Annotated in this window: 18 protein-coding genes; 11 read left to right on the top strand and 7 right to left on the bottom strand. The window is 30.8% G+C overall.

What is annotated here, in order from left to right:
- Window positions 1-121: 121 nt before the first annotated feature.
- The 4 genes from ABNT14_RS10420 (at window position 122) to ABNT14_RS10405 (ending at window position 6,401) form a co-directional block, all read left to right on the top strand.
- Window positions 122-2,266, top strand: a complete 2,145-nt coding sequence (locus tag ABNT14_RS10420) for a DPP IV N-terminal domain-containing protein (protein WP_101903392.1) — start codon at window positions 122-124, stop codon at window positions 2,264-2,266.
- 12 nt (window positions 2,267-2,278) lie between these two features.
- Window positions 2,279-3,649, top strand: a complete 1,371-nt coding sequence (locus ABNT14_RS10415; RefSeq protein ID WP_101903149.1) for a peptide MFS transporter — start codon at window positions 2,279-2,281, stop codon at window positions 3,647-3,649.
- A gap of 17 nt (window positions 3,650-3,666) precedes the next feature.
- Window positions 3,667-5,784: a peptide MFS transporter gene (locus ABNT14_RS10410; protein ID WP_101903148.1), complete on the top strand. Its 2,118-nt coding sequence runs from the start codon at window positions 3,667-3,669 to the stop codon at window positions 5,782-5,784.
- Window positions 5,785-5,882: 98 nt separating this feature from the next.
- Window positions 5,883-6,401, top strand: a complete 519-nt coding sequence (locus ABNT14_RS10405) for a thioredoxin family protein (RefSeq protein WP_101903147.1) — start codon at window positions 5,883-5,885, stop codon at window positions 6,399-6,401.
- Between the two features lie 17 nt (window positions 6,402-6,418).
- Here the strand turns inward: ABNT14_RS10405 and ABNT14_RS10400 are convergent, their stop codons facing one another.
- Together ABNT14_RS10400 and lysS are read right to left on the bottom strand one after the other, a co-directional pair.
- Complete coding sequence (locus tag ABNT14_RS10400; protein WP_101903146.1) at window positions 6,419-8,443, bottom strand: ComEC/Rec2 family competence protein; 2,025 nt, start codon at window positions 8,441-8,443, stop codon at window positions 6,419-6,421.
- A gap of 154 nt (window positions 8,444-8,597) precedes the next feature.
- A complete protein-coding gene (gene lysS, locus ABNT14_RS10395; protein WP_101903391.1) occupies window positions 8,598-10,292 on the bottom strand; it encodes a lysine--tRNA ligase in 1,695 nt (564 codons plus the stop codon).
- A 627-nt stretch (window positions 10,293-10,919) separates the two neighbouring features.
- On the opposite strand from lysS, the gene ABNT14_RS10390 reads away from it, so the two are divergent.
- Window positions 10,920-11,288 carry a BlaI/MecI/CopY family transcriptional regulator gene (locus tag ABNT14_RS10390; RefSeq protein WP_101903145.1) on the top strand — a complete coding sequence of 123 codons (369 nt, stop codon included), beginning with the start codon at window positions 10,920-10,922 and terminating at the stop codon, window positions 11,286-11,288.
- Entirely contained in the window at window positions 11,285-12,820 is a 1,536-nt protein-coding gene (locus ABNT14_RS10385; protein WP_101903144.1) for a M56 family metallopeptidase, read from the top strand. Before ABNT14_RS10390 ends, ABNT14_RS10385 begins: the two co-directional genes overlap by 4 nt.
- Before the next feature lie 36 nt (window positions 12,821-12,856).
- Here the strand turns inward: ABNT14_RS10385 and ABNT14_RS10380 are convergent, their stop codons facing one another.
- Window positions 12,857-14,365 (bottom strand): GH3 auxin-responsive promoter family protein, encoded by a 1,509-nt coding sequence (locus tag ABNT14_RS10380; RefSeq protein WP_101903143.1) that lies wholly within the window; start codon window positions 14,363-14,365, stop codon window positions 12,857-12,859.
- A 76-nt stretch (window positions 14,366-14,441) separates the two neighbouring features.
- Here ABNT14_RS10380 and ABNT14_RS10375 point away from each other — a divergent pair, with 76 nt between their 5' ends.
- Window positions 14,442-15,242 (top strand): DUF2797 domain-containing protein, encoded by an 801-nt coding sequence (locus ABNT14_RS10375; RefSeq protein WP_101903142.1) that lies wholly within the window; start codon window positions 14,442-14,444, stop codon window positions 15,240-15,242.
- Between the two features lie 156 nt (window positions 15,243-15,398).
- Here ABNT14_RS10375 and ABNT14_RS10370 read toward each other — a convergent pair whose 3' ends face one another.
- Window positions 15,399-17,531 carry a carboxy terminal-processing peptidase gene (locus ABNT14_RS10370; protein WP_101903141.1) on the bottom strand — a complete coding sequence of 711 codons (2,133 nt, stop codon included), beginning with the start codon at window positions 17,529-17,531 and terminating at the stop codon, window positions 15,399-15,401.
- Between the two features lie 286 nt (window positions 17,532-17,817).
- On the opposite strand from ABNT14_RS10370, the gene surE reads away from it, so the two are divergent.
- Genes surE through ABNT14_RS10350 form a run of 4 tightly spaced genes read left to right on the top strand, consistent with a single transcriptional unit; the run spans window position 17,818 to window position 20,595 of the window.
- Window positions 17,818-18,588, top strand: a complete 771-nt coding sequence (gene surE, locus ABNT14_RS10365; RefSeq protein WP_101903140.1) for a 5'/3'-nucleotidase SurE — start codon at window positions 17,818-17,820, stop codon at window positions 18,586-18,588.
- A complete protein-coding gene (locus ABNT14_RS10360) occupies window positions 18,576-18,863 on the top strand; it encodes a hypothetical protein (RefSeq protein ID WP_101903139.1) in 288 nt (95 codons plus the stop codon). Before surE ends, ABNT14_RS10360 begins: the two co-directional genes overlap by 13 nt.
- A gap of 3 nt (window positions 18,864-18,866) precedes the next feature.
- A complete protein-coding gene (gene lpxB / locus ABNT14_RS10355) occupies window positions 18,867-19,982 on the top strand; it encodes a lipid-A-disaccharide synthase (protein WP_101903138.1) in 1,116 nt (371 codons plus the stop codon).
- A 28-nt stretch (window positions 19,983-20,010) separates the two neighbouring features.
- Complete coding sequence (locus tag ABNT14_RS10350; protein WP_101903137.1) at window positions 20,011-20,595, top strand: C40 family peptidase; 585 nt, start codon at window positions 20,011-20,013, stop codon at window positions 20,593-20,595.
- Window positions 20,596-20,829: 234 nt separating this feature from the next.
- On the opposite strand, the gene obgE is transcribed toward ABNT14_RS10350, so the two are convergent.
- The 3 genes from obgE to secDF form a co-directional block, all read right to left on the bottom strand.
- Window positions 20,830-21,819 (bottom strand): GTPase ObgE, encoded by a 990-nt coding sequence (obgE, locus tag ABNT14_RS10345; protein WP_101903136.1) that lies wholly within the window; start codon window positions 21,817-21,819, stop codon window positions 20,830-20,832.
- A 129-nt stretch (window positions 21,820-21,948) separates the two neighbouring features.
- Window positions 21,949-23,067, bottom strand: a complete 1,119-nt coding sequence (locus ABNT14_RS10340; RefSeq protein WP_101903135.1) for an adenylate kinase — start codon at window positions 23,065-23,067, stop codon at window positions 21,949-21,951.
- Window positions 23,068-23,166: 99 nt separating this feature from the next.
- Window positions 23,167-26,184 carry a protein translocase subunit SecDF gene (gene secDF / locus ABNT14_RS10335; RefSeq protein WP_101903134.1) on the bottom strand — a complete coding sequence of 1,006 codons (3,018 nt, stop codon included), beginning with the start codon at window positions 26,182-26,184 and terminating at the stop codon, window positions 23,167-23,169.
- Between the last annotated feature and the right edge of the window lie 97 nt (window positions 26,185-26,281).

Below are 26,281 nucleotides of genomic sequence, written 5' to 3'. Positions count from 1 at the left end.
TCAAAGATAAATGAATCCTATCAAAATAGGCTGCTTATTTAGTATTTATGATTTTTTTGACACGTTTTTCGCTGATTTTTCCGTAAACTTGGCAAACTTTTCAGATAAACAACAATCTAACATGAAAAAAATACTACTACTTTTTATAGGATTATCTACATTATTGCAAGCGCAAAAAAAAGATATTTCCTTAGAAGATATATGGAGAAAAGGCACGTTTAGAGCTGATTACATGAATTCATTAAATTCAATGAATGGCGATTTTTATTCGTTATTGAATACTGAAAATGGAAATTCAACCGTAGATAAATACAGTTACAAAACTTTAGAAAAGGTTGAAACTATCGTAAACGGTGCTAATTTAAACGGTTTAAAAAGATTTGACTCTTATAGCTTTAATAGCGATGAAACAAAACTTATTTTAGGAACTAATTTTAAGCCTATTTTTCGTCATTCTTTTCTAGGAACATTTTATATGTATGATATTGCTTCAAAAACATTGAAGTTAATTGGAGAAGATATTCAGCGTCCTACTTTTTCGCCAGACAGTAAAAGAGTAGCCTATGCAAAAAATAACAATTTATTTATTAGAGATTTTTCAAATAATACCCTTGTTCAGGTAACAAACGATGGTGAAAAAAATAAAATTATCAATGGTATTACCGATTGGGTTTACGAAGAAGAATTTGCTTTCGTAAGAGCTTTTGATTGGAGTGCGAATGGTAATCATCTTGCTTTTTTACGTTTTGACGAAAGTGCTGTTAAAACATTTTCAATGGATGTGTACGGAAAAGAGAAATATCCTACGCAACACGTTTTTAAATATCCGAAAGCTGGGGAAGATAACGCCAAAGTAACCTTACATATTTATACGCTAAGTACTAACGGAACAGCAAAAATGATTTTTGGCGATTATGAATATATTCCAAGAATCAACTGGACAAAAGATGATAATATTTTAGCAGTTCGTACTTTAAATCGTCATCAGAATGATTTGAAAATGTATTTTATCAATGCTAAAACCTACAATACTTCATTAATTTTAAATGAAAAAGATGCTGCTTATGTAGCGGTAAATGATGATTTAACTTTTTTAGATGATAATAGCTTTATTTGGTCTAGTGAAAAAGATGGTTACAATCATATGTATCATTATAATAAAAAAGGGAAGTTAATAAACCAAGTAACTAAAGGAAATTGGGAAGTAACAAATTACTATGGTTTTAATGCTGATAAAAAAACAATTTATTATCAATCTGTAGAAAATGGTTCGATAAATAGAGGTGTTTATAGTGTTTCTTTATCGGGTGAAAATAAAAAAATATTAAGCAATCCTTCAGGAACAAATAGTGGTGCATTTAGTAAAAACATGAAGTATTTTATCAATACTTTTTCTGATGCAACTACGCCAAGAGTTTATTCTTTAAGAAATGATGCTGGAAAAGTATTAAAAACAATTAAAGATAACGCTGCTTTAAAGCAAGTAGTTTCAACATATAATTTAAGTAAAAAAGAGTTTTCAACGATTAATGTAAACGGAAACGACTTAAATATGTACACCATTAAGCCTGCTAATTTTGATGCAAATAAAAAATATCCTGTTTTGATGTATCAATATTCGGGTCCAGGATCTCAAAGTGTATCAAATAGTTGGAATAGCGCCAATGATTATTGGCATCAAATGTTAGCGCAAAATGGTTATATAGTTGTGTGTGTTGATGGTAGAGGAACAGGTTTTAAAGGTAGAGATTTTAAAAAAGTTACCTATTTAAACTTGGTAAAATACGAAACAGAAGATCAAATTTCAGTAGCGAAAAAATTAGCAGATTTACCATATGTTGATGCAAAAAGAATTGGTATTTGGGGTTGGTCATTCGGTGGACACATGAGTACCAACTGTATTTTAAAAGGGAATGATATTTTTACAACGGCAATCGCAGTAGCACCTGTTACTACTTGGCGTTTTTACGATTCTATTTATACCGAACGTTATATGCGTACTCCTGAAGAAAATCCAACTGGTTATGATGCAAACTCGCCTTTAAATTATCCGGAATTATTAAAAGGAAAGTACTTATTAATTCATGGAACAGGCGATGATAATGTACACGTTCAAAATGCATACAGAATGGCGGAAGCTTTAATTCAAGCCAACAAACAATTTGAATGGGGGATGTATCCTGATAAAAATCACGGAATTTACGGTGGTAATACTCGTTTGCATTTATACACGAAAATGACAAACTTTATTAAAAATAATTTATAAAATATATAAAATATGAACACTGTAAAACAAGATGAGTTTTTAGGGCATCCTAAAGGTTTATATGTATTATTTTTCGTAGAAATGTGGGAGCGTTTTTCGTATTATGGTATGAGAGCCATTTTAACATTGTATTTAGCAGCACCGATATTATTAGGAAATCCACAATCTGGTTTTGGTTGGTCAAACGCCGAAACAATTTCTTTTTATGGAACTTATACAATGCTTGCCTATATCACCTCAATACCTGGTGGTTGGATTGCTGATAAATATTTAGGACAGAAAAAAGCCGTAATGTTAGGTGGGATATTACTGTGTATTGGGCATGGTATTTTAGCAGTAGATGCACAATGGGCATTTTTTACAGGCTTATTTTTTATTGTAACGGGTGTTGGTTTTTTAAAACCAAATATTTCAACAATGGTAGGGGGATTATACCCTAAAGGAGATGATAGAAGAGATAAAGGTTTTTATATTTTTTATATCGGAATTAATTTAGGAGCATTTATAGGTGCTTTAGCAGTTGGTATTGTTGCTGCAGCCTACGGATGGCATGCTGGTTTCGGATTAGCAGGTATTGGTATGGCTTTAGGACAGGTTGTTTACATGTATGGAATTAAACATTTAAAAGGTGTTGGTGATTTTATGGGAACACAAGATTCGCCAAATAAAGAATTAATGAAAAAACCATTAACTGCTATTGAAAAAGATAGAATGTTAGTGATGTTTTTATCATTTTTAATCATCATTGTTTTCTGGGGAGCTTTTGAGCAAGCAGGAGGTTTAATGAGTTTATATACCGAACAAAAAACAGATAGATTATTATCATTTATAGGATATGAAGTTCCTTCGGCAACTTTTCAGTCAATCAACGCATTTTTTATCATTGTATTTGGTACTGCTGTTGGTGGTTTCTGGTATAAATGGGGTAAAAAAGGAAAAGAATCATCATCATTATTTAAAATGGCGATTGGTGTAATTATTATGGCTTTTGGTTTTTTCTTTATGAGTAAAGCAAGTACCGAAGTGGTAATGAATGGCGATCAAGTAATTGAAAAATCAGCAATGATTTGGTTAGTGTTAGCCTATTTATTTCACACCATTGGTGAACTATGTGCCTCTCCAGTAGCCTTATCATTTATTACAAAATTAGCACCTGTAAAGTATGCTTCATTTATGATGGGAGCTTATTTTGCCGCTACAGGTTTAGGAAATAAAGTTGCAGGTTTAGTAGGTTCAATGTCTGAAGGGGCAGGAGAATTTCAAATATTTACAGGAATTGCAGTTTTCTGTACTCTTTTTGGAGTCCTTATCCTTTTAATATTAAAACCATTAAAAAGATTAACCCACGGTGCTGAAGATGCTCAGTTAAATGTAAATAATTAAAATTAAAATATATAATAATGAGTGATACTAAAAAACAAAGTTTTTTTGATACTACTGTCTTAGGACATCCAGCAGGATTATTTGTGCTGTTTTTTACCGAAATGTGGGAGCGTTTCTCTTTTTATGGTATGCGAGTACTATTAATTAACTTTTTAACCATGAGTCTTATCGGCTTTAACCCAGGTTGGGAGTGGTCGGTTGAAAACGCAGCAGCTTTATTTGGTACTTATGCGATGTCTTTATATTTAACACCAATTTTAGGTGGAGTTATTGCAGATAGATTAACAGGATACCGTTGGGCAGTTGTAATAGGGTCTGTAATTATGACACTAGGACACGTTTCTATGGCTTTTGAAACTGAATTTTCACTTTATTTAGGTTTAGGATTGCTAGTATTAGGAACTGGTTTTTTTAAGCCAAATATTAGCTCTATTATTTCTGAGATGTACAAAGAATTGCCAGAAAAGAAAGATGGCGCTTATACCATATTTTATATGGGAGTAAATGCAGGAGCTTTTTTTGGAATGATGCTTTGTGGTTATGTTGCCGAAAAAGTAGGATGGGCTTACGGTTTCGGATTAGCAGGAATTTTTATGCTTTTAGGAACACTACAATTTTGGTTAGCAAAACCTTTGTTTGGAACAATAGGAGATGTGCCATCTAAAGTAAAAAAGGAAGTTAATACTACTGTAAAAGAAACTGCTAAAAAGCAAAGTGAAACAGTACTTGAAACAGAAGAAAAGCCTAACCCTTATACCTTAGTTGATAAAATATTAATTGCTGTTACATCGGTAATTGGTGTTGCGTATGCGTTTAATGATCCTTTAGACAAAATAGGAAACTTTAATTTATTTCCTTTCGAAGTAGCAGGATTATCAGGGCAATATGCTGTGGCAATATTCGGATTAATATTATTTTTATACCTAGTAATTTCAAGAATATTAAGATACTCTACCGTGGTAAGAGATCAAATGTTTGCTGTAATTATATTTGCTTTTTTTACCGTATTCTTTTGGATGTCTTTTGAACAAGGAGCGTCATCATTAGTAATTTTTGCAAGAGATAATGTTAATAGAGTGTTAACGGGTAATTATGCAGTACTATTTAATGTTTTAAATACCTTGTTAACAGTTGTTCCATTATGTATTATTACCTACGTATTATACTTATTAGGTAAGCGTACTTTTAAAATTATACCAGGATCAAATATTGTTTTAATTATTTGTTTTACTGGTGTTTGGGCTGTAGCAGGATGGATGCTTAAAAGAGATCACGACACTACCTCATACGATGTGGTTTATAAAGCTGTAAAAACTGTTAAAACCGATAAAAAAGGTAATAGTTTAAAAGATGAAGAAGGTAACGTGATGTATGCTTATAAGGCAATAACAGAAAGTACTAAATTAGCAGATACTGATGTTGTTGTTGATAAAATTACCTCAATAGGTGAGCCTGTAAAATTAAAAGTAGGCGCTAATATTTTAATGATTCCTAAAGATAAATTTGGAGAAAACTTCGGATATTTAGATGCTAATAGATTAAAACACGCAAAAGAAAGAGCTGAAGAATTACATAAAGATAACGGTATTGTAAAAGCAACCGTAGCATCAATAAACGATAGTGAAATTGAAATAACGGTTTCATGGTTTAGTATTTTAAACTCATTTTTTATTATTGCCTTTGCGTCAATGTTTTCTAAATGGTGGGAAAGTAAATACAATCCATCTGCAGCAAGTAAATATGCCTTAGGTTTAATTATTATGGCTATTGGTTTTGGTTTACTAGCTTACGGAGCATATGGAGTTAAAGCAGGAGTAAAAGTAAGTATGGTTTGGTTAATATTAGCCTACTTATTTCATACTTTAGGTGAATTATGCTTGTCGCCAGTAGGGTTGTCGTATGTATCTAAATTAGTACCAGCACGTATGATTGCACTAATGTTTGGTATGTGGTATCTTGCAATTGCTATTGGTAATAAACTAGCGGCAGTACTTGGTGGAAGTATAGAAAAAATAACAGAAGCCTATGATTTATCTACCTTCTTTTTAATATTTACGATAGTTCCTTTTGTAGCAGGATTACTAGTACTTTCATTAAACCCAGTGTTAAAAAAATTAATGCACGGTGTTAAATAATTAAAATATTAAAACATAAACAATTCAAAAACCTGTCAATTTGTAATAATTGACAGGTTTTTTTGTAAATTTGGAATACTTATTGACACTTAACAGATATGAAAAACTTATTTTTAGTATTATTTTTAGCGATTATTTCAGTTAATGTAAACGCCCAAGAAGAAGTAAATTGGCTTACTTTCGAAGAAGCTATTGAAAAAAACATCACAAACCCCAAGCCTATTTTAGTCAGTTTATATACTGATTGGTGTGGTTGGTGTAAAAAAATGGATAAAACAACCTATAAAAATAATGTGCTAGTTAGCTATATTAATAAGCATTATTACGCTGTAAAAATGAATGGTGAAGGGAAAGATGACATCAGTTTTAATGGAACGACATACAAATATGTAAAGCAAGGAGGAATGAAATATCATGAATTAGCCGCTCAAATTATGAAAGGGCAAATGAGCTATCCTTCTACAGCATTTTTTGATCCTGAAAAAAGATTAATTCAAACAATTCCAGGTTATTTAGAAAAGCAACGCTTTGAAAAAATAATTAACTTTTTTACAAAAGATACTTACAAGACCACTGAATGGACAACTTTTGAAAAGGAATTTAAAAGTACTATTTAAAAGGTTTTACATCTTATTTATTTAAGGATAAAAGCGCCGTTTTTTCGAGTATCGTAAAACGGCATTTTTTGTTTTTCACAAATAGTTTTCCAAAGGTTTACATCGCTTTTGTAATTGCTAGCATCGGCAATTATTTTCTTCGGATTTAACTCTTTTATCAGTCTTTCGAGGTTTATTTTAGGTGATTTTTGCAAGACCACAATCGTATTTTGAAGCCCTATATTATAAATACCTAAATCATCAACAATTAAAATAGTATCGTTTTTAAAAGCAATAATATTAGGTATTTTATTTAAAAAATTACTATTTATATTTTCGTGAATTCGATAGCATTTAACACTTCTTTCATTTGTTGTTTTAGAAGAATCTAAATTATGTAAAACCTTAAAATTACTGCCATTTCTTATTCCTATTATATTTTTTATTCCTTTATTAAAAACAATCAATTCGCAGGTTTTTTGTTGCTTGTTTTTTTCAAAAATAAAAGTTATTTGTAACAGCATTATCGAGCTAAGCAACAACATCAGTTGCTTGGTTTTTTTGTTGATAATAAATTGATACGTAAAAATAATAACAACATACCAAAGTATCATCTTATAAAAAGACATGGATATTTCTTGAAATAAAAACTGCTCTTGATTGGCAATTAAAGCCACCATTTTATTCATTAATAAAATAATCCACCCATAAAAATCGAACAAAATTTGTAAGGGTATTTTTAAAAGTGCAAGAACTATAATTAAAATTCCACCGATTAAAATACTTCCTAAAAAAGGAATAATTAATAGGTTCGCAATAAAAAATAAGCTAGGAAATTGATGAAAATAATACAAACTTATGGGTAATATTCCTATTTGTGCGGCAATAGAAACGGTTAATAAACGCCAAAATTTATCTAACAGCCAAAACTTAGAAATCCATAAATTGTAGAGTAGTGGTTGTGTCCAGATAATTCCAAAAACCGCCAAATAACTTAGTTGAAAACCAACATCAAATAAAAATAAGGGTTTTAGCAATAACAAAAAAAGCATCGAGCTGATTAGCGAATATTCTACTACTTTTTTTCTTTTGAAAGAAGCGCCAACGGCAACAAAGGTAAACATGGTAACCGCCCGAACTACCGAAGCCGATAATCCTGCGATAAAAGCGAACACCCACAACAATATTAAAATAATAATTGTTTTAAAAAGCAGCCCATTTTTAAGCCGTTCTATCGGTTTGAATAGGCTGTTTAATAACAGAAATAAAATTCCAATATGTAAGCCTGAAATAGCCAAAATATGAACTGCCCCCGCATTGGTGTAATTTTGAAGTAAATTTTTGGAGATGTTTTTTCGCTGTCCTAAAAGTAGGGCGTTAATTACCGATAGTTCCTCTTTTTTAAAGCCCTTACCTTTTAAAGAAGCTTGAATATTGTTTCTAAATTGTTCTGATAAACCATAAATAGATGTTTTTTCATTCGATAATTTCTGATAATTAGTAGGATTTATAAAAACCTGTTGATACACATATTGCTTAGCTAAATATTCTCGATAATCAAATTGATAGGGGTTTAAAGCACCTGTTAAATTTTCAAATTTAGCGGTTGTAATAATTAAATCATCTACTTTTAAAAGCGTTGAAATACTATCTTTTTTAAGGTTTATTAAAACGTTTCCGATTGTTTTTTTAGTATCAATTTGAATAACATCGGCAATATATTTATGCGCATAATTACCTGTTTTTAAAACTTTATGTATTTGTATGATGATGTCTGAATTGTCAGTAATATGGTGCTTATAATAAGAGTCATAATTTTTAGGATTGTGTAAAAAAGTAGTTGAAATCCCTATGAAAATAAAAAATAAAAGGCTTGTTAGTGTAAAATATAATTTCCATGAAACGATGTTTTTCAGAAGAAATAAAACACCTGTAAAAGCCAAGATAAAAAGGACTAAAAAACTAAAATCAAAGCGCCAAATAGCGGTATGAAATTGCAATATAATTCCAATAATAATACAAACCAGAAAATGAAAAGGCAGGTATTGCAGTAGTTTTCTCATAGTTCTTTAAAAGTTATTTTTTAAAGTTATGAAAAATAAATTAGTTGTATGTTTAATTTATCTTATTGATTTTTTAATATTTAAAAATTTTTTAAAGAAACAAAAAAAGCAACCTCAAATGAGATTGCTTTTTTATAGTATATGTAAGAAAAAATTATACTAATTCAACAAATAAACCTTCTTCAGTTTTTTCAACTTTGGCTAATTTATTTTTAGTTAAACCTTTAATTGTTTTATCCCATTTTTTGTTAGATAAACTCGATTGTATCTTTAAATTATTCAAATCTATTCTTTCAGATTTTTCAATAATCGCTAAAACCGCTTTTTCATCGTCACTTAATTCAACAGAAGGTGCTTTTTTCTCAGGTCTCATTTGAGGAAAAAATAACACTTCTTGAATAGACGCATTGTTCGTTAAATACATAATTAACCTGTCCATTCCGATTCCTAAACCAGAAGTAGGAGGCATTCCGTATTCTAAAGCACGTAAAAAGTCATTATCGATAAATTCAGAAGCTTCATCATCGCCACGTTCGGCTAACTTTAATTGCGCTTCAAAACGCTCACGTTGGTCGATTGGGTCGTTTAATTCTGAATAAGCATTGGCAATTTCCTTACCACAAACCATTAATTCAAAACGCTCTGTAAGTTCAGGGTTATCTCTGTGTTCTTTACATAAAGGCGACATTTCCTTCGGATAATCAGTAATAAAAGTAGGCTGAATGTAGTTTCCTTCACATTTTTCACCAAACATTTCATCAATTAATTTTCCTTTCCCCATGGTTTCATCAACTTCGATACCCATTCCTTTGGCAGCCTCAAAAAGTTCAGCTTCTGATTTTCCATTGATATCAAAACCTGTAAAATGTTTGATAGAATCAGCCATGGTAACTCTTGCGTATGGAGCTTTAAAATCAATCTTATGTTCTCCAAAAGTTGCTTCACTCGTTCCGTTTACCGCAATCGCACAGTGTTCTAATAATTTCTCGGTAAAGTCCATCATCCAGTTGTAGTCTTTGTAAGCTACATAAATTTCCATAGCTGTAAATTCAGGATTATGCGTTCTGTCCATTCCTTCATTTCTGAAGTTTTTAGAAAACTCATAAACACCATCAAAACCACCAACAATTAAACGTTTTAAGTATAATTCGTTAGCAATACGCATATATAAAGGGACATCTAAAGCGTTGTGATGTGTCATAAAAGGTCTTGCAGAAGCACCACCAGCAATAGGTTGTAAAATTGGAGTTTCAACTTCAAAATAACCAGAATCGTTAAAGAAGTTACGCATTGCAGTAAATAACTTTGTACGTTTTACAAAAACTTCTTTTACATGTGGATTTACTACTAAATCAGCATAACGCTGACGGTAACGCATCTCAGGATCGGTAAAAGCATCGTAAGTAACACCATCTTTTACTTTAGGCATTGGTAAAGGTTTTAAGGCTTTACTTAATAATTTAAAAGATTTTACTTTTACTGTTTTTTCACCAACTTTTGTGGTAAACAACTCACCTTCAATACCTATAAAATCACCTAAATCTAATAATTTTTTAAAAACATCATTATATAAAGTTTTATCTTCTCCAGTACAAATTTCATCTCTATTAAAATAAAGTTGAATTCTACCTTCACTATCTTGTAATTGAGCAAAAGAAGCTTTTCCTTGTATATTGATAGCCATTAAACGACCAGCAATAACTACTTGTTTATCTTCCGCAAAGTTTTCTTTTATTTCTTTAGAACTTGAATCTAAAGGAAATAAATCAGCAGGATATGGGTTGATACCTAATTCACGTAATTTCCCTAATTTTTCTCTACGTACAACTTCTTGTTCTGATAATTGCATGGCTTGTTTTTTTATTTTTAATGAAGTAGCAAAGATACAATCAATTGAAGTAGTACGCAATGATTAACAAAATCACCTTTTTTGTTAAAAAACGAAAAAATTTTGGTAAATGTATAAAAAGTTGTATATTTGTAGGCTGATTTTTTTTTAAAAGTCAGCAATTTAGTTGTGTTGTTAGGCACTTTAAATAGTGTCATGGTTTTGTTAACCAATGGAAAGCTTCCCTGAGATGGGTCGCTTTTTTTTTGTGCTAAATTTTAATTTTTGAAGCAATTTCCCGCTTTCCGCACTCGCTCTTTTTTTGAAGAAAAATCAAAAAAAGGAGCTCAAACAAATGCTTCAATCGGGGCTAGGCATATTTACTCAATTTATTATCCCTAATAAATCGAATCCGTCAAACTGAATTTATTTCAGTTTCACATCCTGATTTGCCGTAGTTCTTAGTTTTATGCGATGCTGAAATAAATTCAGCATGACGTTTATATCTAAAAAAACATTTTATTTAAAATTTAAACAGGTTCTTATATTAATAAGTCAATTAATACTTAAAAATATTTTGAACTAAATAATTAGTTTAAACTAATTATTTAGTTATATTTGAAGTGTATAAAAGTAAATAGTAAAAAAATGAGCAAACAATTAACAAAAGCCGAAGAGCAAATAATGCAGGTATTATGGAGTTTAAAAATAGCTTCGGTAAAAGAAGTTATAACGGAATTACCAGCACCAAAACCCGCTTATAATACGGTGTCAACCATCATTAGAATTTTAGAAACCAAAAAGTTTGTAGGACATCAGCAAAAGGGTAGAGGTTATGTCTATTATCCGTTGGTAGAAAAAACGGCGTATAGTAATGATAGTTTACATAAATTAATGAACGGTTATTTCGAAGGTTCTTTTAAAAGTATGGTGTCTTTTTTTATGAAAGAAAATAAAATGGATATTAAAGAATTAGAAAGCATTTTAAAAGAAGTCGATAAAAACAAAAAGTCATGATAAATTATAGTATTCAAGTAATTTTATTTCAAGTATTATTTGTGGCTGTTTATGATTTGTTTTTAAGTAAAGAAACATTTTTTGTTAAAAACAGATGGTATTTATTAAGTACTGCTGTAATTTCATTTTTATTGCCATTTTTTAAAATACCAACAATACAAAAAGTAGTAAAACAGGAATATCCTATTTTATTACCAGAAGTATTTTTATCACCTCAAAATATTATAGAAAAATCAACATTTTATCAATCTGTAAATTATTTAGATGTGCTTTTTATTGCTGGATGTTTATTATTTTTTATAATATTCATTATAAAGCTATATCAAATAATTCATTTAATTTTTAAATACGGAAGCGAAAAAAGAAACCGATATAAATTAGTGTTATTACCTAAAAACTCAAAAGCATTCTCATTTTTTAACTACATATTTTTAGGTGCTGGAATTTCTGAAGAAAAACAAGAAAAAATAATTCAACACGAATTGATACACAGTAAACAAAAACATACACTTGATTTATTATTTTTTGAATTTCTAAGGATTTTTATGTGGTTTAATCCGATGGTTTATGTGTATCAAAATAGAATAACCTTAGTACATGAATATCTTTCTGATGATGAATTAAGTAAAAAAACATTAAAAGAAAATTATATAAATAATTTATTATCAGATGTTTTTCAGGTAGACAACATTTCATTTATCAATCAATTTTATAAACATTCATTAATCAAAAAAAGAGTTATTATGATGACAAAAGGAAAATCAAAAGAAGTAAAACAATTGAAGTATTTAATATTAGTTCCATTATTGATTAGTATGATTTTATATACTTCTTGTAATGTTGAAAAAAATGAAATTGAACCATCAGTAAAACAACCAGTAACGGTTTATGAAACTATAAATGGTAAAATAACAGCCGTACCTTCTAGTGGTTATCAGAGTAAATATCTTGATATTTATTCAGGAAATGATATCCCTAATACAAAAGAACTTACAGTTACAGCATTATCAAGTGAAGAACTTACAGAGTATCAAGATTTATTAAATAGTTTAGAAGATTATTCTTTACCAATTAAAATGAGAATTTTTGAAACTATTAATACTAGAAAAATGCTTTTTTTTGAATCTGAATCTGAATCTGAATCTGAATCTAAATCTAAAAGGTTAAAAAAATTAGTAGATAATAATAATATTACTTTTTCCGATTTAGATAAAATACCAACATTTCCAGGTTGTCAAGAAAATGATAAAGAATGTTTTAATAACAGTTTATTACATTTTGTGAAAGAAAATTTTGATACTAAATTAGTAAATTCATTAGGTTTATCTGCAGGAAAAAAGAGAGCTTATGTTCAGTTTAAAATTGATAAAAAAGGCACTATTGTTGATGTTAAAGCACGTACGCCACATAAAAAAATAGCAGCAGCAGTTGTAGCAGCACTACAAAAATTACCTAAAATGATACCAGGAGAAATAGCAGGAAAAGTAGTAGAAACAGGCTATGTTTTGCCAATTAGTTTTAATGTAGAATAAATTACATACTTAAAAGCCGAGGTACTACTTCGGCTTTTATAATTCGAGTAATTCTTCTACAAAATTACGAGAATTAGACAAACGAGGCACTTTATGTTGACCGCCTAATTTTCTTTTTTTAGTAAACCAATCGTAAAATAAATTTTTACGTGCTATGTGTATTGTAGGCATTGTTAAGGTCATGTTATTATAGCGTTTAGCCTCATAATCAGAATTTATCTTTTTTAAATTATCGTCTAATAATTGGGTAAAATACTCCATATTTTCGGGTAAATTATCAAATTCGATAATCCATTGATGTCCACCACTATTTTTATCAATCATAAAAATAGGACCAACTGTATATTCTCTAATACTTGCTTTTGTTTTTTTACAGGCAATTTTTAAGGCATCTTCGGCATTTTCAATAATTAATTCTTCGCCAAAAACATTAATATGATGTTTGGTGCGCCCTGTAATTTTTATACGATACGGATTTGTGTTGGTAAAACGAACAGTATCGCCAATTAAATAACGCCATAAACCGCTGTTTGTGGTAATTATAATGGCGTAATTAACACCTGTTTTTACTTCCGATAACGGAATTGCAGTAGAATTTTCGCAGTCATATTGTGTCATTGGAATAAACTCATAAAAAATTCCATAGTCTAGCATTAGTAGTAATTCATCTGAATTATTTACATCTTGAATTGCAAAAAAACCTTCCGAAGCATTATAAGTTTCGTAATATTTAAACTCTTTTTTAGGAATTAATTTTTGATACTGCTCTCGGTAAGGATTAAAATTTACGCCACCATGAAAATAAACCTCTAAATTAGGCCAAACCTCCAATATATTATCTTTTCCTGTTTTTTCTAAAACCCTATTTAAAAGCACTAACATCCAACTAGGAACGCCTACTAAGCTGGTAATATCTTCATCAATAGTTTCTTCAATAATAGCCTCCATTTTGGTTTCCCATTCTGCCATTAAAGAAACTTCGTGACTAGGAGCGGAGCTAAAATCGGCCCAAAAAGGTAGGTTTTTAGTTAAAATTGCCGATAAATCGCCAAAAGATGAATTGTTGTTTTCGTAAATAGCCGTACTACCACCTAATTTTAAGCCTTTTCCTTTAAACATTTTCGAATTTTCGTTGTTCGAAACATACAAACACAACATGTCTTTCCCTGCCTTTAAATGACAATCTTCAATTGCCTGATTGCTAACAGGAATAAATTTACTTTTCGCATTGGTTGTTCCACTGCTTTTTGCAAACCAACGAATAGGTGTAGGCCAAAATAGGTTTTGTTCTCCTTTTCGGCAGCGTTCAATAAGCGGCTCGATGCTTTCATATTTTTGTATCGGCACATTTTTTGAAAAATCAGCATAGTTTTCTATGGATAAAAAATTATGTGAAGCTCCAAATTCGGTGTTTTTAGCCGTATTTATTAATTTTAGAAGCAATTCATTTTGAACATCAATAGGATATTTTAAAAATAATTCTACTTGGTGTTTACGTTTTTTTAAAAACCAGGAAATGATTGAATTTATAAATGGAAACGACATAGGTTACAACTTAATTCGATTTAATTCAGTTTTTTTACTGTAATTTTGTAAGGTTAAAAGTAATAAAATTTAAGACATGGAATACCAAGGAGTTTTAAAAAAAATGCGCACTGAAAATTTAGATACAGTTCAGTATTATTTAGATATGAAAACTGATTTTATAAATATGAATCAGTTGTTACAGAACAAAATAACGCTAAGTTTTGCTGGGTATGAATGTTTAAATTGTCATTTAGAAAAAGAAATATATCGTCAAGGCTTTTGTAAAAAGTGTTTTTTTGAAACGCCAAATGCTGGCGATTGGATTATGCGCCCTGAATTAAGTAAAGCTCATTTAGATATTCAAGATAGAGATTTAGCTTATGAAAAAAGCGTACAATTAAAACCTCATATTGTGTATTTAGCCAATTCTAGCAATGTAAAAGTGGGGGTTACTAGAAAAACACAAGTGCCAACTCGTTGGATAGATCAAGGCGCACATGAAGCTATTGAAATCGTTGAAGTGCCAAACAGGTATTTAGCAGGAATTACAGAGGTTGCTTTAAAAGCACATGTTGCCGATAAAACCAATTGGCGAAAAATGCTAAAAAACGATATTGAAGATGAAAGTTTGCTATCTTGGAAAGAGAAATTAAAAGAATTTATTCCTGAACAAGCACAGCAATATATTATTGAAAATAATAAAGAAACGGCAATTAATTTTCCTGTTGATAAATATCCTTTAAAACCAAAGAGTTTAAATATTGTAAAATCAGAAACTTATACGGGAGTTTTAGTTGGAGTAAAAGGGCAGTATTTAATTTTTGAAGACGATACTGTTTTTAATGTACGTTCTAACGAAGGTTTGGTGGTTAAACTAGAAGTGTTAAGTGAGTAAAAATGCCTAGCCCCGATTGAAGCAATTGTTTGAGCTCTTTTTTATTTTTAAAAAATAAAAAAAGCGAGTGCGTAAAGCGGGAAGTTGCTTCAAAAAAAATAAGAATTTAAAATATTAAAAAAGAGACTACTTTTTAGCAGTCTCTTTTTTATCTAATTATTGTTTTACAAGCGTGTAATTTCGATTCATTTTTAATTCACTTAAAACATTTAAAGCTTCGTTTAAATAAATATCTTTCTTTAAATTTTTATGCCAAACCACACGTTTTTCTTTTAAAACAGTGTCTTTTGTAAAAAGATTTACTTCGTATTTAGGCGAATTAAAAGTTAAGTTAGAATCGAATTTAAAGATGTCTTTAAAAAGTTCACCTTCTTTAATTTTTTTAGTGCTCTCCTTTTTAAAAGTACTATATTTTAATGAATAGACTCTTTCTTCCTGGTTTTTCTTTAGCCATTTTGCGTATTTATTAATTTTATTAAAACGCTCATTTTCTAATACACGTTGCTTGCTATTATAAACAGCATCGTTAAAATTACTATACGAATTTGTCGGGTTATAATCGGCTTGTAACACTTTATCCCACGGCAAGGCACCGTCTAAATCACGTTCGCCAAATTTCATATAACTATATCTGGTAGGCAATGAAATATCAGAATAAACACCTTCAATTTGAGTAGAACCACCGTTAATTCTATAAAATTTTTGAATGGTCATTTTTAAGGCGCCTAAATCGCTTGGGTATTTTTCATAAAAACGATTAATTGGCATCACATTTTGAACAGTTCCTTTTCCGTAAGTTTGTTTTCCGCCAATAATAACACCACGTTTATAGTCTTGCATTGCAGCGGCAAAAATTTCAGAAGCCGAAGCCGAAAACTCATTCACCATAACGACCAAAGGACCGTCCCACTGTATTTTTGAATCGGTATCATTTTTTATTAAAGGATCTTCTCCACGGTATTTTACTTGTACAATAGGACCTTTTTTAATAAATAATCCGCCAATTTCGATGGCTGTTTTTAACGATCCTCCGCCGTTGTCACGCAAATCGACAATAATTCCTTTTACGTTTTCACTCTTTAAACGCTCAATTTCTTGCTCCATATCTTTAGCAGCATCTCTACGGCTTAAATCATTGAAATCGATATAAAATCGTGGCAGGTCGATAACGCCATACTTTTGTCCATTTTTTTCAACAATACTCGATTTTACAAAGGTTTCATCTAATTCAACAACATCTCTAATAATTGGAATAATTTTGGTTGATCCGTCAATTTTTTTCTTAACCGTTAAACGAACTTCTGTTCCTTTTTTTCCTTTGATAAATTTAATGGCATCGTCTAAGCGCATTCCTACAATATCTAAAGGTTCAGCATCGCCTTGGGCTACTTTTAAAATAATATCGTCAGGTTCTAATTCGCCTTGTTTCCATGCTGGACCGCCTGAAATTAGCTCTACAATATGTGTGTACATTCCTTTTTTTTGTAAACGAGCGCCAATTCCTTCTAGTTTACCCGACATTTCTTGGTCAAAACGAGATTTTATTCTTGGCGACATATACGTAGTATGAGGGTCAAAACCGCTAACCACACTGTTTAAAAAGGTAGAATACCAATCAGAATTTTCAAGCTCATCAATACGCTCGTATAATTCGTTCATGTTTTTTAACACTTCTTTTCGAGCTTCAATTTCTAGCTGATAGAATTTTTTAAGCTTTAATTTTTTATCTTTTTTAGCTTTTTTATTTTGTGTGTCATCGGCATCTTCAATTCTGCTTAATATTGATAATTTAAGCTGTTTTCTCCAATAATCAACCAATTCGCTTTCATTTTTAGCAAACGGAATTTTTTCGTAATCAACATTAATTACTTCATTTTTTTTGTAATTAAAAGGTTGGGCTAATAAAGCACGGTAGTTATTTTTTGCGGCAGTTAATTTTTCTAAAAACCGATTGTAAACCAATTTGTAAAAATGAATTTCTGTGTTTCTTAATTGGTCATCTATCTGATACTTAAATTGCGAAAATTCGATTAAATCTTCTTGAGTAAAATACCGTTTATTAGGGTCTAAACCGTCTATAAAAGAGGTGTAAACATACTCGGAAAATTCATCATTTAATTCTTTTTGAACATAATGATATCTGCTTAAAATATTTTTTAAAACATATACAATTACCCGATCTTTTTCAGGGTCTTTGTTATGATTTTTATCTGAAGTTGTATTTGAATAAATGGTGTTTGAAAAAAATACAATAACGGCTAAAAATGGAATGATAAACTTCTTCTTCATATCTCTTCTATATTTTTAATGATGTACTTAGCATTGCTAATCTACTAAAATAATGCCAATTTATTAATTTTGATGTTTTTTATAACAACTTCTTTCCTTTATTTAAAGGAATTATGATCAAAAAAACGTGTTAAGAATATAAATAGATACATATATAATTAATTGTAGCATGTTGTTGGGCTTTGATTCTTACAATTTTACGTATAAAATTCAGGTTTTTATCTTTATAAAATGTTAAAATAAGAGTGCTTTTTTTATGTTACATTTGTTGTAAAACTAACATACTATGCAAGAAAGACCCTTAATTTTGGTGACCAATGATGATGGAATTACCGCACCAGGTATTCGCATGCTTATTGAAATAATGAATAAAATAGGTGATGTCGTTGTAGTAGCGCCCGATAGCCCACAAAGCGGTATGGGGCATGCCATTACGGTAAACAACGTATTGCATTGTAATCCTATTACAATTGACCAAGGCCCGCAAATAGAATACAGTTGTTCGGGTACGCCTGCCGATTGTGTTAAAATGGCTAAAAATGAAATTTTAAACCGCACGCCCGATTTATGTGTTTCAGGAATTAACCACGGTGCAAATTCATCGATAAATGTTATTTATTCAGGAACTATGAGTGCTGCTGTTGAAGCGGGTATTGAAGGGATTCCTGCAATTGGTTTTTCGTTATTAGATTTTGACTGGCATGCCGATTTTAGAGCTGCTAAAAAATTTATAGAAAAAATAGTCGTAAATGTACTAGAAAATGGCTTGCCTGATGGGGTGGTTTTAAATGTAAATATTCCAAAATTAAAAGAAGAAGAAATAAAAGGGATTCGTGTTTGTCGTCAGGCAAATGGCTATTGGAAAGAGAGTTTTGACAAACGTAAAAACCCAAATGGTAAAGAATATTATTGGTTGTCGGGCGAATTTGTAAATAGAGACAAAGGACAAGATACGGATATTTGGGCGCTAGAAAATAATTTTATTTCAGTGGTTCCTGTGCAATTTGATATGACGGCACATCATGCAATTCAAAAATTAAACTCATGGGACATATAAACAAAGAAGTATTTATTGGTGTTTTAACAGGTTTACTAGCTACGGCTTGTGGTCTTTTTGTGTATTTAGAATTTATTTCAGATGCTACAATTATCGAAACTTTAAAAAAAGTAAAACAAGGGGGTGTTTTAGGTGCTGTATTGGCGTTGGCTGCACTTCCTAATTTATTTGTTTTTTGGGTGTTTTTAAAAAAGAAACAAGATTATAGAGCTAGAGGTGTTTTAATAACAACTGTTACAATAGCAGTAGCAACACTTATTTTAAAATTTGTATAATATATGAAATATTACATTCTTGTAGGCGAGGCTTCGGGTGATTTACACGGCGCCAATTTGATGAAATCTTTATTAAAAGAAGATCCAAAAGCAGACATTCGTTTTTGGGGTGGCGATTTAATGCAAGAAGTAGGCGGAACACTTGTAAAACATTACAAAGAACGTGCTTTTATGGGCTTTGTTGAGGTGTTATTAAATTTACCAAAAATACTAGGTATGATGTCTTTTTGTAAAAAAGATATCGCTAGTTTTAAACCCGATGTACTTCTTTTTATAGATAATTCAGGCTTTAATTTGCGTATTGCTAAATGGGCAAAACAACAAGGTTTTAAAACGAATTATTATATTTCGCCACAAGTTTGGGCAAGTAGAGCGGGTAGGGTAGCCGATATTAAACGCGATGTTGATGCGATGTTTGTAATTCTTCCGTTTGAAAAAGAATTTTATCAAAAATATGATTACGAGGTAACTTTTGTTGGGCATCCGTTAATTGATGGTATTGAAGGTAGAAAACAGATTGATGAAGCACTTTTTAGAACCACGCATAATTTAGGTGATAAAGATATTATCGCTTTATTGCCAGGAAGTAGAAAGCAAGAAATTACAAAAATGTTATCGGTTATGTTATCTTTAGTCGATGAATTTTCTGAGTATCAGTTTGTGATTGGCGGTGCTCCTAGTCAGCCGTATGAGTTTTATAAAACGATTATTGGTAGTAAAAATGTGAAGTTTATCAACAATAAAACCTACGATTTATTAAGTATTTCAAACACGGCTTTGGTGGGCTCGGGTACGGCAACGCTAGAAACTGCTTTGTTTAAAGTTCCTCAGGTGGTTTGCTATAAAGGAAGTAACATTTCATATCAAATTGCAAAGCGAATTATTACCTTAAAATATATTTCGTTGGTTAATTTAATTATGGATAAAGAAGTGGTTAAAGAATTAATTCAAGACGATTTTACCAAAGAAAATTTATCGAAAGAATTACAACGTATTTTACAACCCGAACACCGAAAAGAACTGTTTTTAGCTTATTTTGATTTAGAAGAAATACTAGGAGGAAAAGGAGCATCTGCAAAAACAGCTAAATTAATTGTAAATGGATTAAAAAAATTATAACTAGTGATAAAAAAGAATAAATAGCTTTATGATTAAAAGAATAATATATGTTTTAATAGCTTCTTTTTTAATGATTTCTTGTGGATCATCAAAAAATATAAGCAAATATCATAAAGCGTCAAAATCGATACATAGATCGGTTCGCTTGGTAAAATCAACCAAAAAATATCCTAAAAATACCCCCAAAAAAGCATCTAAAAAAGCTGTTGTAAAATCGACAAAAACAGCAAGCCTTGCCGATAAAATTATTTGGACAGCGGTAAGTTACAAAGGCGCTCCTTATAAATACGGCGGAACTTCTAAAAGAGGTATGGATTGTTCGGGTTTAATTTATACATCTTTTAAACATCGGAAGGTACAAATACCAAGGTCATCGGGGCAAATGTATGCCAAAGGGTATCAGGTTTCACTTAAAAAAGTAAAACGTGGCGATTTATTATTTTTTAAAACCGCAAGAAGAAGTGGGCGTGTAAATCATGTTGGTTTGGTTACTTCTGTTAAAAATAGAAATATTCGTTTTATACATGCAAGCACCTCAAGTGGCGTAATGATTAGCTCTTTGCAAGATAATTACTGGCGAAAAACCTTTGTAAAAGCTAAAAGGGTTTTGTAAAATTAGATAAACTGTCAGTTCGAGTGATTTTTTTCCTTCAAATTCCTTTTAGTCATTAAAATTACTCGAATTGACAAATAATCATCAAAAAAAGTTAAAAAATACGGCAAATCAGGATGTGATACTGAACTAAATTCAGCATGACAGATTCGGTTTGATAAAAAACTAAAAACCCTGAACAATTACTGTTCAGGGTTTTTATATAAAATTTTTGAAATAAATTAAGGTTGAAAATTAATTCAACATATCCCATAATTTATCTTTCAATTCTTGTAAACCTAATTGAGCTACAGAGGAGATAAATAAAGCATCAATACCTTCTGGTAAATCTTTTTTAATTTCTTCTTTTAGTTCGTCGTCTAGCATATCCGACTTAGAAATAGCTAATAAACGGTCTTTGTCTAACAATTCAGGATTGTGCTTACGTAATTCGTTTAATAGAATTTCATATTCTTTTTTGATATCATCACTATCGGCAGGAATTAAAAATAATAGGGTAGAATTACGTTCAATATGACGTAAAAAATAATGTCCTAATCCTTTTCCTTCGGCAGCTCCTTCAATAATTCCAGGAATATCTGCTACCACAAAACTCTTGTGATTACGGTGTTCTACAATACCTAAGTTGGGTTTTAGGGTGGTAAAAGCGTAATCTGCAATTTTCGGTTTTGCTGCTGTAATTACCGATAATAAAGTAGATTTTCCTGCATTCGGGAAACCAACTAAACCAACATCAGCTAATAATTTAAGTTCAATACGGAACCATCCATCTGTACCGTCAATACCTGGTTGTGCGTAACGAGGTGCTTGGTTTGTTGACGATTTAAAGTGCCAGTTTCCTAAACCACCTTTTCCACCAGGTAATAAAATAATATCTTGATCGTGGTGTGTAATTTCGTGTAAAATTTCATCGGTATCGGCATCACGAATAATAGTACCTAATGGAACAGGTACAATAATGTCTTTCGCATCATGCCCAGTACTACGACTTGCACTACCATCACCACCTGGTTCAGCTCTAAAATGACGTTTAAATTTTAAATGAAAAAGTGTCCACATACTTTTATCACCACGTAAAATGATGTGACCTCCACGACCACCGTCACCTCCGTCAGGACCACCTTTAGTAATATATTTTTCACGATGTAAATGCACAGATCCTCGACCTCCTTTACCAGAAGATGCGTAGATTTTTATATAGTCAACAAAATTTCCTTCAGTCATTTTTTCTAAGTTATTGGCTGTTATATTTAAACAGCAGTAATCGTTATAACTACTATGGTTTTGAGTAAGATAAAGAAGTTTTTTTATATTTCTTTAAAATTATTGCTCTTCGTTTAAAAATAGTAATTTTTATAATGTATCAAATACTTCTGATAAACGTTGTGTAATTTCTTGAATATTTCCAACACCATTTACACCATAATAATTACCTTGATCTTGGTAAAATTCTTTTAAAATAGCGGTTTTAGTATTGTACTCATTAAAACGATTTCTGATTTTACTCTCGTCAGTATCATCAGTTCTTCCGCTTGTTTTTCCTCTTTCTAATAAACGTTCTACTAATAAATCTTCAGATACCTCTAAAGCTACCATTCCGTTAATACGTTCGTTTTTTTCGCCTAAAAAAGCATCTAAAGCTTCCGCCTGCGATTGTGTTCTAGGAAAACCATCAAAAATAAATCCGTTAGCATCAGCATTTCTTTCAACTTCGGCCTTTAGCATATTAATGGTTACTTGATCAGGAACTAAATTTCCATCATCCATATAGGTTTTAGCAAGTAAACCTAATTCAGTTTCATTTTTAATATTAAAACGAAAAACGTCACCAGTAGAAATATGTACTAAATTATATTTCTCTTTTAATAAATCTGCCTGTGTTCCTTTTCCTGCGCCTGGAGGGCCAAATAATACGATGTTTTTCATTTTTGGTGCTGTTGTTAATTGGTAAATAGCGGGTAAATTTCTACCGTAATTTTTATAGTCTAAGCCGTAACCAACAATAAATTTATCTTCAATACTTTTTCCGATATAATTTATAGGTAGTTCTTTTCTGTAAACATCAGGTTTGAAAAAAAGTGTTGCTATTTTTAATTCTTTAATATTTTTTGTTTTGAAGATTTCATAAATCTCCTGTAATGTTGTTCCTGTATCAATAATATCTTCTAAAATAATAACCGTTCTATTGGTTAAATCTTCATTAATACCGATTAGATTTTTTACTTTTTGGGTTGATGTTGTTCCTTGGTAAGAAGCTAATTTCACAAAACTAATTTCACAATCGCCTTTATATTCACGTAAAAAATCGGCAGCAAAAACAATGCACCCATTTAAAATTCCAATAAAAATAGGAACTTCATTTTTGGGCAAATCAGCCTTTACTTGTTTTGCTAATCTTTTAACAATCGTAGTTATTTCATTTGGAGAAATGAATTCTTTAAAATATAAATCGTGAAGTTTTGTAATTTTCATAATAGTACAAATAATTTTACAAAGATAGTTGCTTGATAGTAAATGAAAAAACCGTTTTGAATAAAATTCAAAACGGTTTTTGTAAAATAGATATTGTTGTTATGCTATTTCTTGGTTTTCTTCTTGCTCTTTTACAGCTTCTGCTTTTTTAGAAGCGTCGAACATAATTGGTGTTGCTACGAATAATGATGAATACGTACCTACAACAACCCCTACAATTAAGGCAAACATAAATCCTTTAATACTATCTCCTCCAAAGAAGAAAATGGCTAACATTACTAATAATGTTGTTAAAGAAGTATTTATGGTTCTACCTAAGGTACTGTTTAAAGCTTTGTTTACTAAACTTGCCGATATGGTTGTTTTTTCTTGAGTAAACTCTCTAATTCTATCAAAAATTACTACGGTATCATTTAATGAATATCCAACTACTGTTAAAATAGCAGCAATAAATGATTGCCCAATTTCCATGTCAAAAGGCATGAATTTGTAGCAGATAGAAAATACACCTAATACCACTAATACATCGTGGAATACAGCAACAACTGCACCGATAGAGAAGGCTATTTTTCTAAAACGTAATAAAATATATAAGAAAACTACAATTAATGAACCGATTACTGCCCATAATGCTGATTTTTTAATATCATCGGCAATGGTTGGTTCTACTTTCATGTAGCTCATAATTCCGCTACCTGCTTTTTCGAATCCTGGTTTAAAGTCTTCGTAAGAAGTAGTTCCTAAATACGCTTTTAATCCTGTAAATAATGATTTTTGAACTATTTCATCAACTTCGCTACCATCTTCATCAATTTTAAAAGCAGTAGTTATTTTTAATTGATGATCAGATCCGTAAGTTTTTACTTCAGGAGCCGATTTGAAAGCATCTTTTAAGCTCGTTGCAACTTGTGTTGCATTCATTGGCTGATCAAAACGTACAACGTAAGAACGACCTCCTTTAAAATCAACACCTTGTTTTAATCCTAAGGTAAAGATTGATACCAATCCAGCTAAAATAAAGAATCCAGAAACAATATAAGCTAACTTACGTTTCTTTAAAAATTCGATATTGATATTTTGAAACCAGTTTTTAGAAATATTTGTGTTAAAAGGTAATCCAGTTCCTTTTTCAACAGATTTATCAATAAATAAACGAGTGATAAAAATTGCAGTAAATAATGAAGTTGCAATACCTAGCATTAAGGTATAAGCAAAACCTTTAATTGGTCCTGTTCCGAAGATAAATAAAATAACACCCGTTAAGAATGTAGTAATATTTGCATCAATAATTGCCGATAAAGCTCCTTTAAAACTAAATCCTTCATCAACGGCAGTTTCTAAAGTTTGTCCACCTCTTAAGGCTTCTTTAATTCTTTCGAAAATAATAACATTCGCATCAACCGACATACCGATTGTTAAAATAATACCTGCAATTCCAGGTAAGGTTAAAACTGCATTATATGAGGCTAACCATCCGAAGATAAATAAAATGTTTACTAATAAAGCAATGTTGGCGTAAATACCCGCTTTACCGTAGTATAAAAACATCCAAACTAAAATTAATAAAATCGCTAATCCGAATGACCAAATACTTGCGTTAATAGATTCTTGCCCTAATGATGGTCCAACAACTTCTGCCTGAATAATTCTAGCAGGAGCAGGTAATTTACCCGCTTTTAATACTGTTGAAATATCTTGAGCTTCTTCAACAGTCATGGTTCCTCCTGAAATTTGAGTACTTCCTCCTGTAATTGCTCCGTTTACGACAGGCGCTGTATATACGTAGTTATCTAAAACAACGGCAACGAATTTACCAACATTATCGCCAGTCATTTTTGCCCATTTTTTAGTTCCACTAGCATTCATTGTCATTGATACAACTGGCTTGCTTAACTGATCAAAATCTTGATTAGCATCTGAAATTACATCACCATCAATAGTTGCTTTGTCATTTCTGTTTGATTTTATGGCGTATAAACCAATAATTTCAGCAGTACCATCAGCACTTTTTTGTGCTTTATAATCCCATAAAAATTTAACATATTTTAAATTAGCAGGTAATAAAGCTTGTACACTTTTATGAGCAAGCAAGCTATTTACCTGTGCCGTATCTTGAACTTTAGCCTGTGCTACTAAAGAGCTCATTTGTTGTTGATTTTGAGCTACATTAGGATATAAATAAGTAAATAAGTTCTTTTGAGTATTTGCTTTTTCGGCAGCATCGGTCGATGTTCCTAATAAATCATCAATATCATCTGCTTTTGCAGAATCTTTAACTTGCGTGGTTGCAGTTATTGAATCATCTTTTAATAATTCAGCAACTTTAGCATTTGCACTAAAGAAAAAGTTTTGAACTTCGGCATTGGTATATACTTCCCAAAATTGTAATTCGGCAGTGCTTGTAATTAATTTTGTAACACGCTCAATATCTTTAGCACCTGGTAATTCAATTTGAATTCTTCCAGAGTTTCCGATACGCTGAATATTTGGTTGAGTTACACCAAATTTATCAATACGGCTACGTAATACTTCAAAAGAAGTATTAATAGAACTATTAATTTCTTGTTGTAAAACTTCTTTTACTTGCGCATTGGTTTTATTAAAATCAATTTTTTCACGTAAAGATTTTGTACCAAAAATTGCAGGATCACTTAATTTAATACTTCCGTTACTTAAGGTTTCGAATTGTGTTAAAAATAAGTCTAAGTAATTTTCTTGACTGTCTTTTTGAGCTTCATTCGCTTTTGCTAACGCCGATCTAAAAACAGTATTTTCAGAATTGTTTGCTAAAGCAATTAAAATATCTTTTACTGATACTTGTAAAATAGCATTAATACCACCTTTTAAATCTAACCCAAGGTTCATTTCACGTTCCTTGATGTCGTTATAGGTATATTTATCAATACCTAAGTTTACAACCTGATCGTTTGCAACGCTATCTAAATACTTTCTTTCAAATCTAGCTAACTCTCTACCGCTGTTACCCTTAGCGTTCTCCTTTGCATATACCTTAGCGCTATCTTCTACTTTATTAGCAAAAAATGTAAACGACAATTGGTACAAGCTTACTAGTCCGAAAAGGACAGCAAATAATTTAATAAGACCTTTGTTTTGCATCTATTTTAATTTAAACGAATTCTTTTTTAAAACGAGCAAATATAGTATTTCGAAAAAGGTTTGCCAATTATTTTGCCATATTTATATGCTACATCTG

Source organism: Tenacibaculum dicentrarchi, from assembly GCF_964036635.1.
GTDB classification, from domain to species: Bacteria; Bacteroidota; Bacteroidia; order Flavobacteriales; family Flavobacteriaceae; genus Polaribacter; species Polaribacter dicentrarchi.
This window is presented reverse-complemented; position numbering and strand designations above follow the sequence as displayed.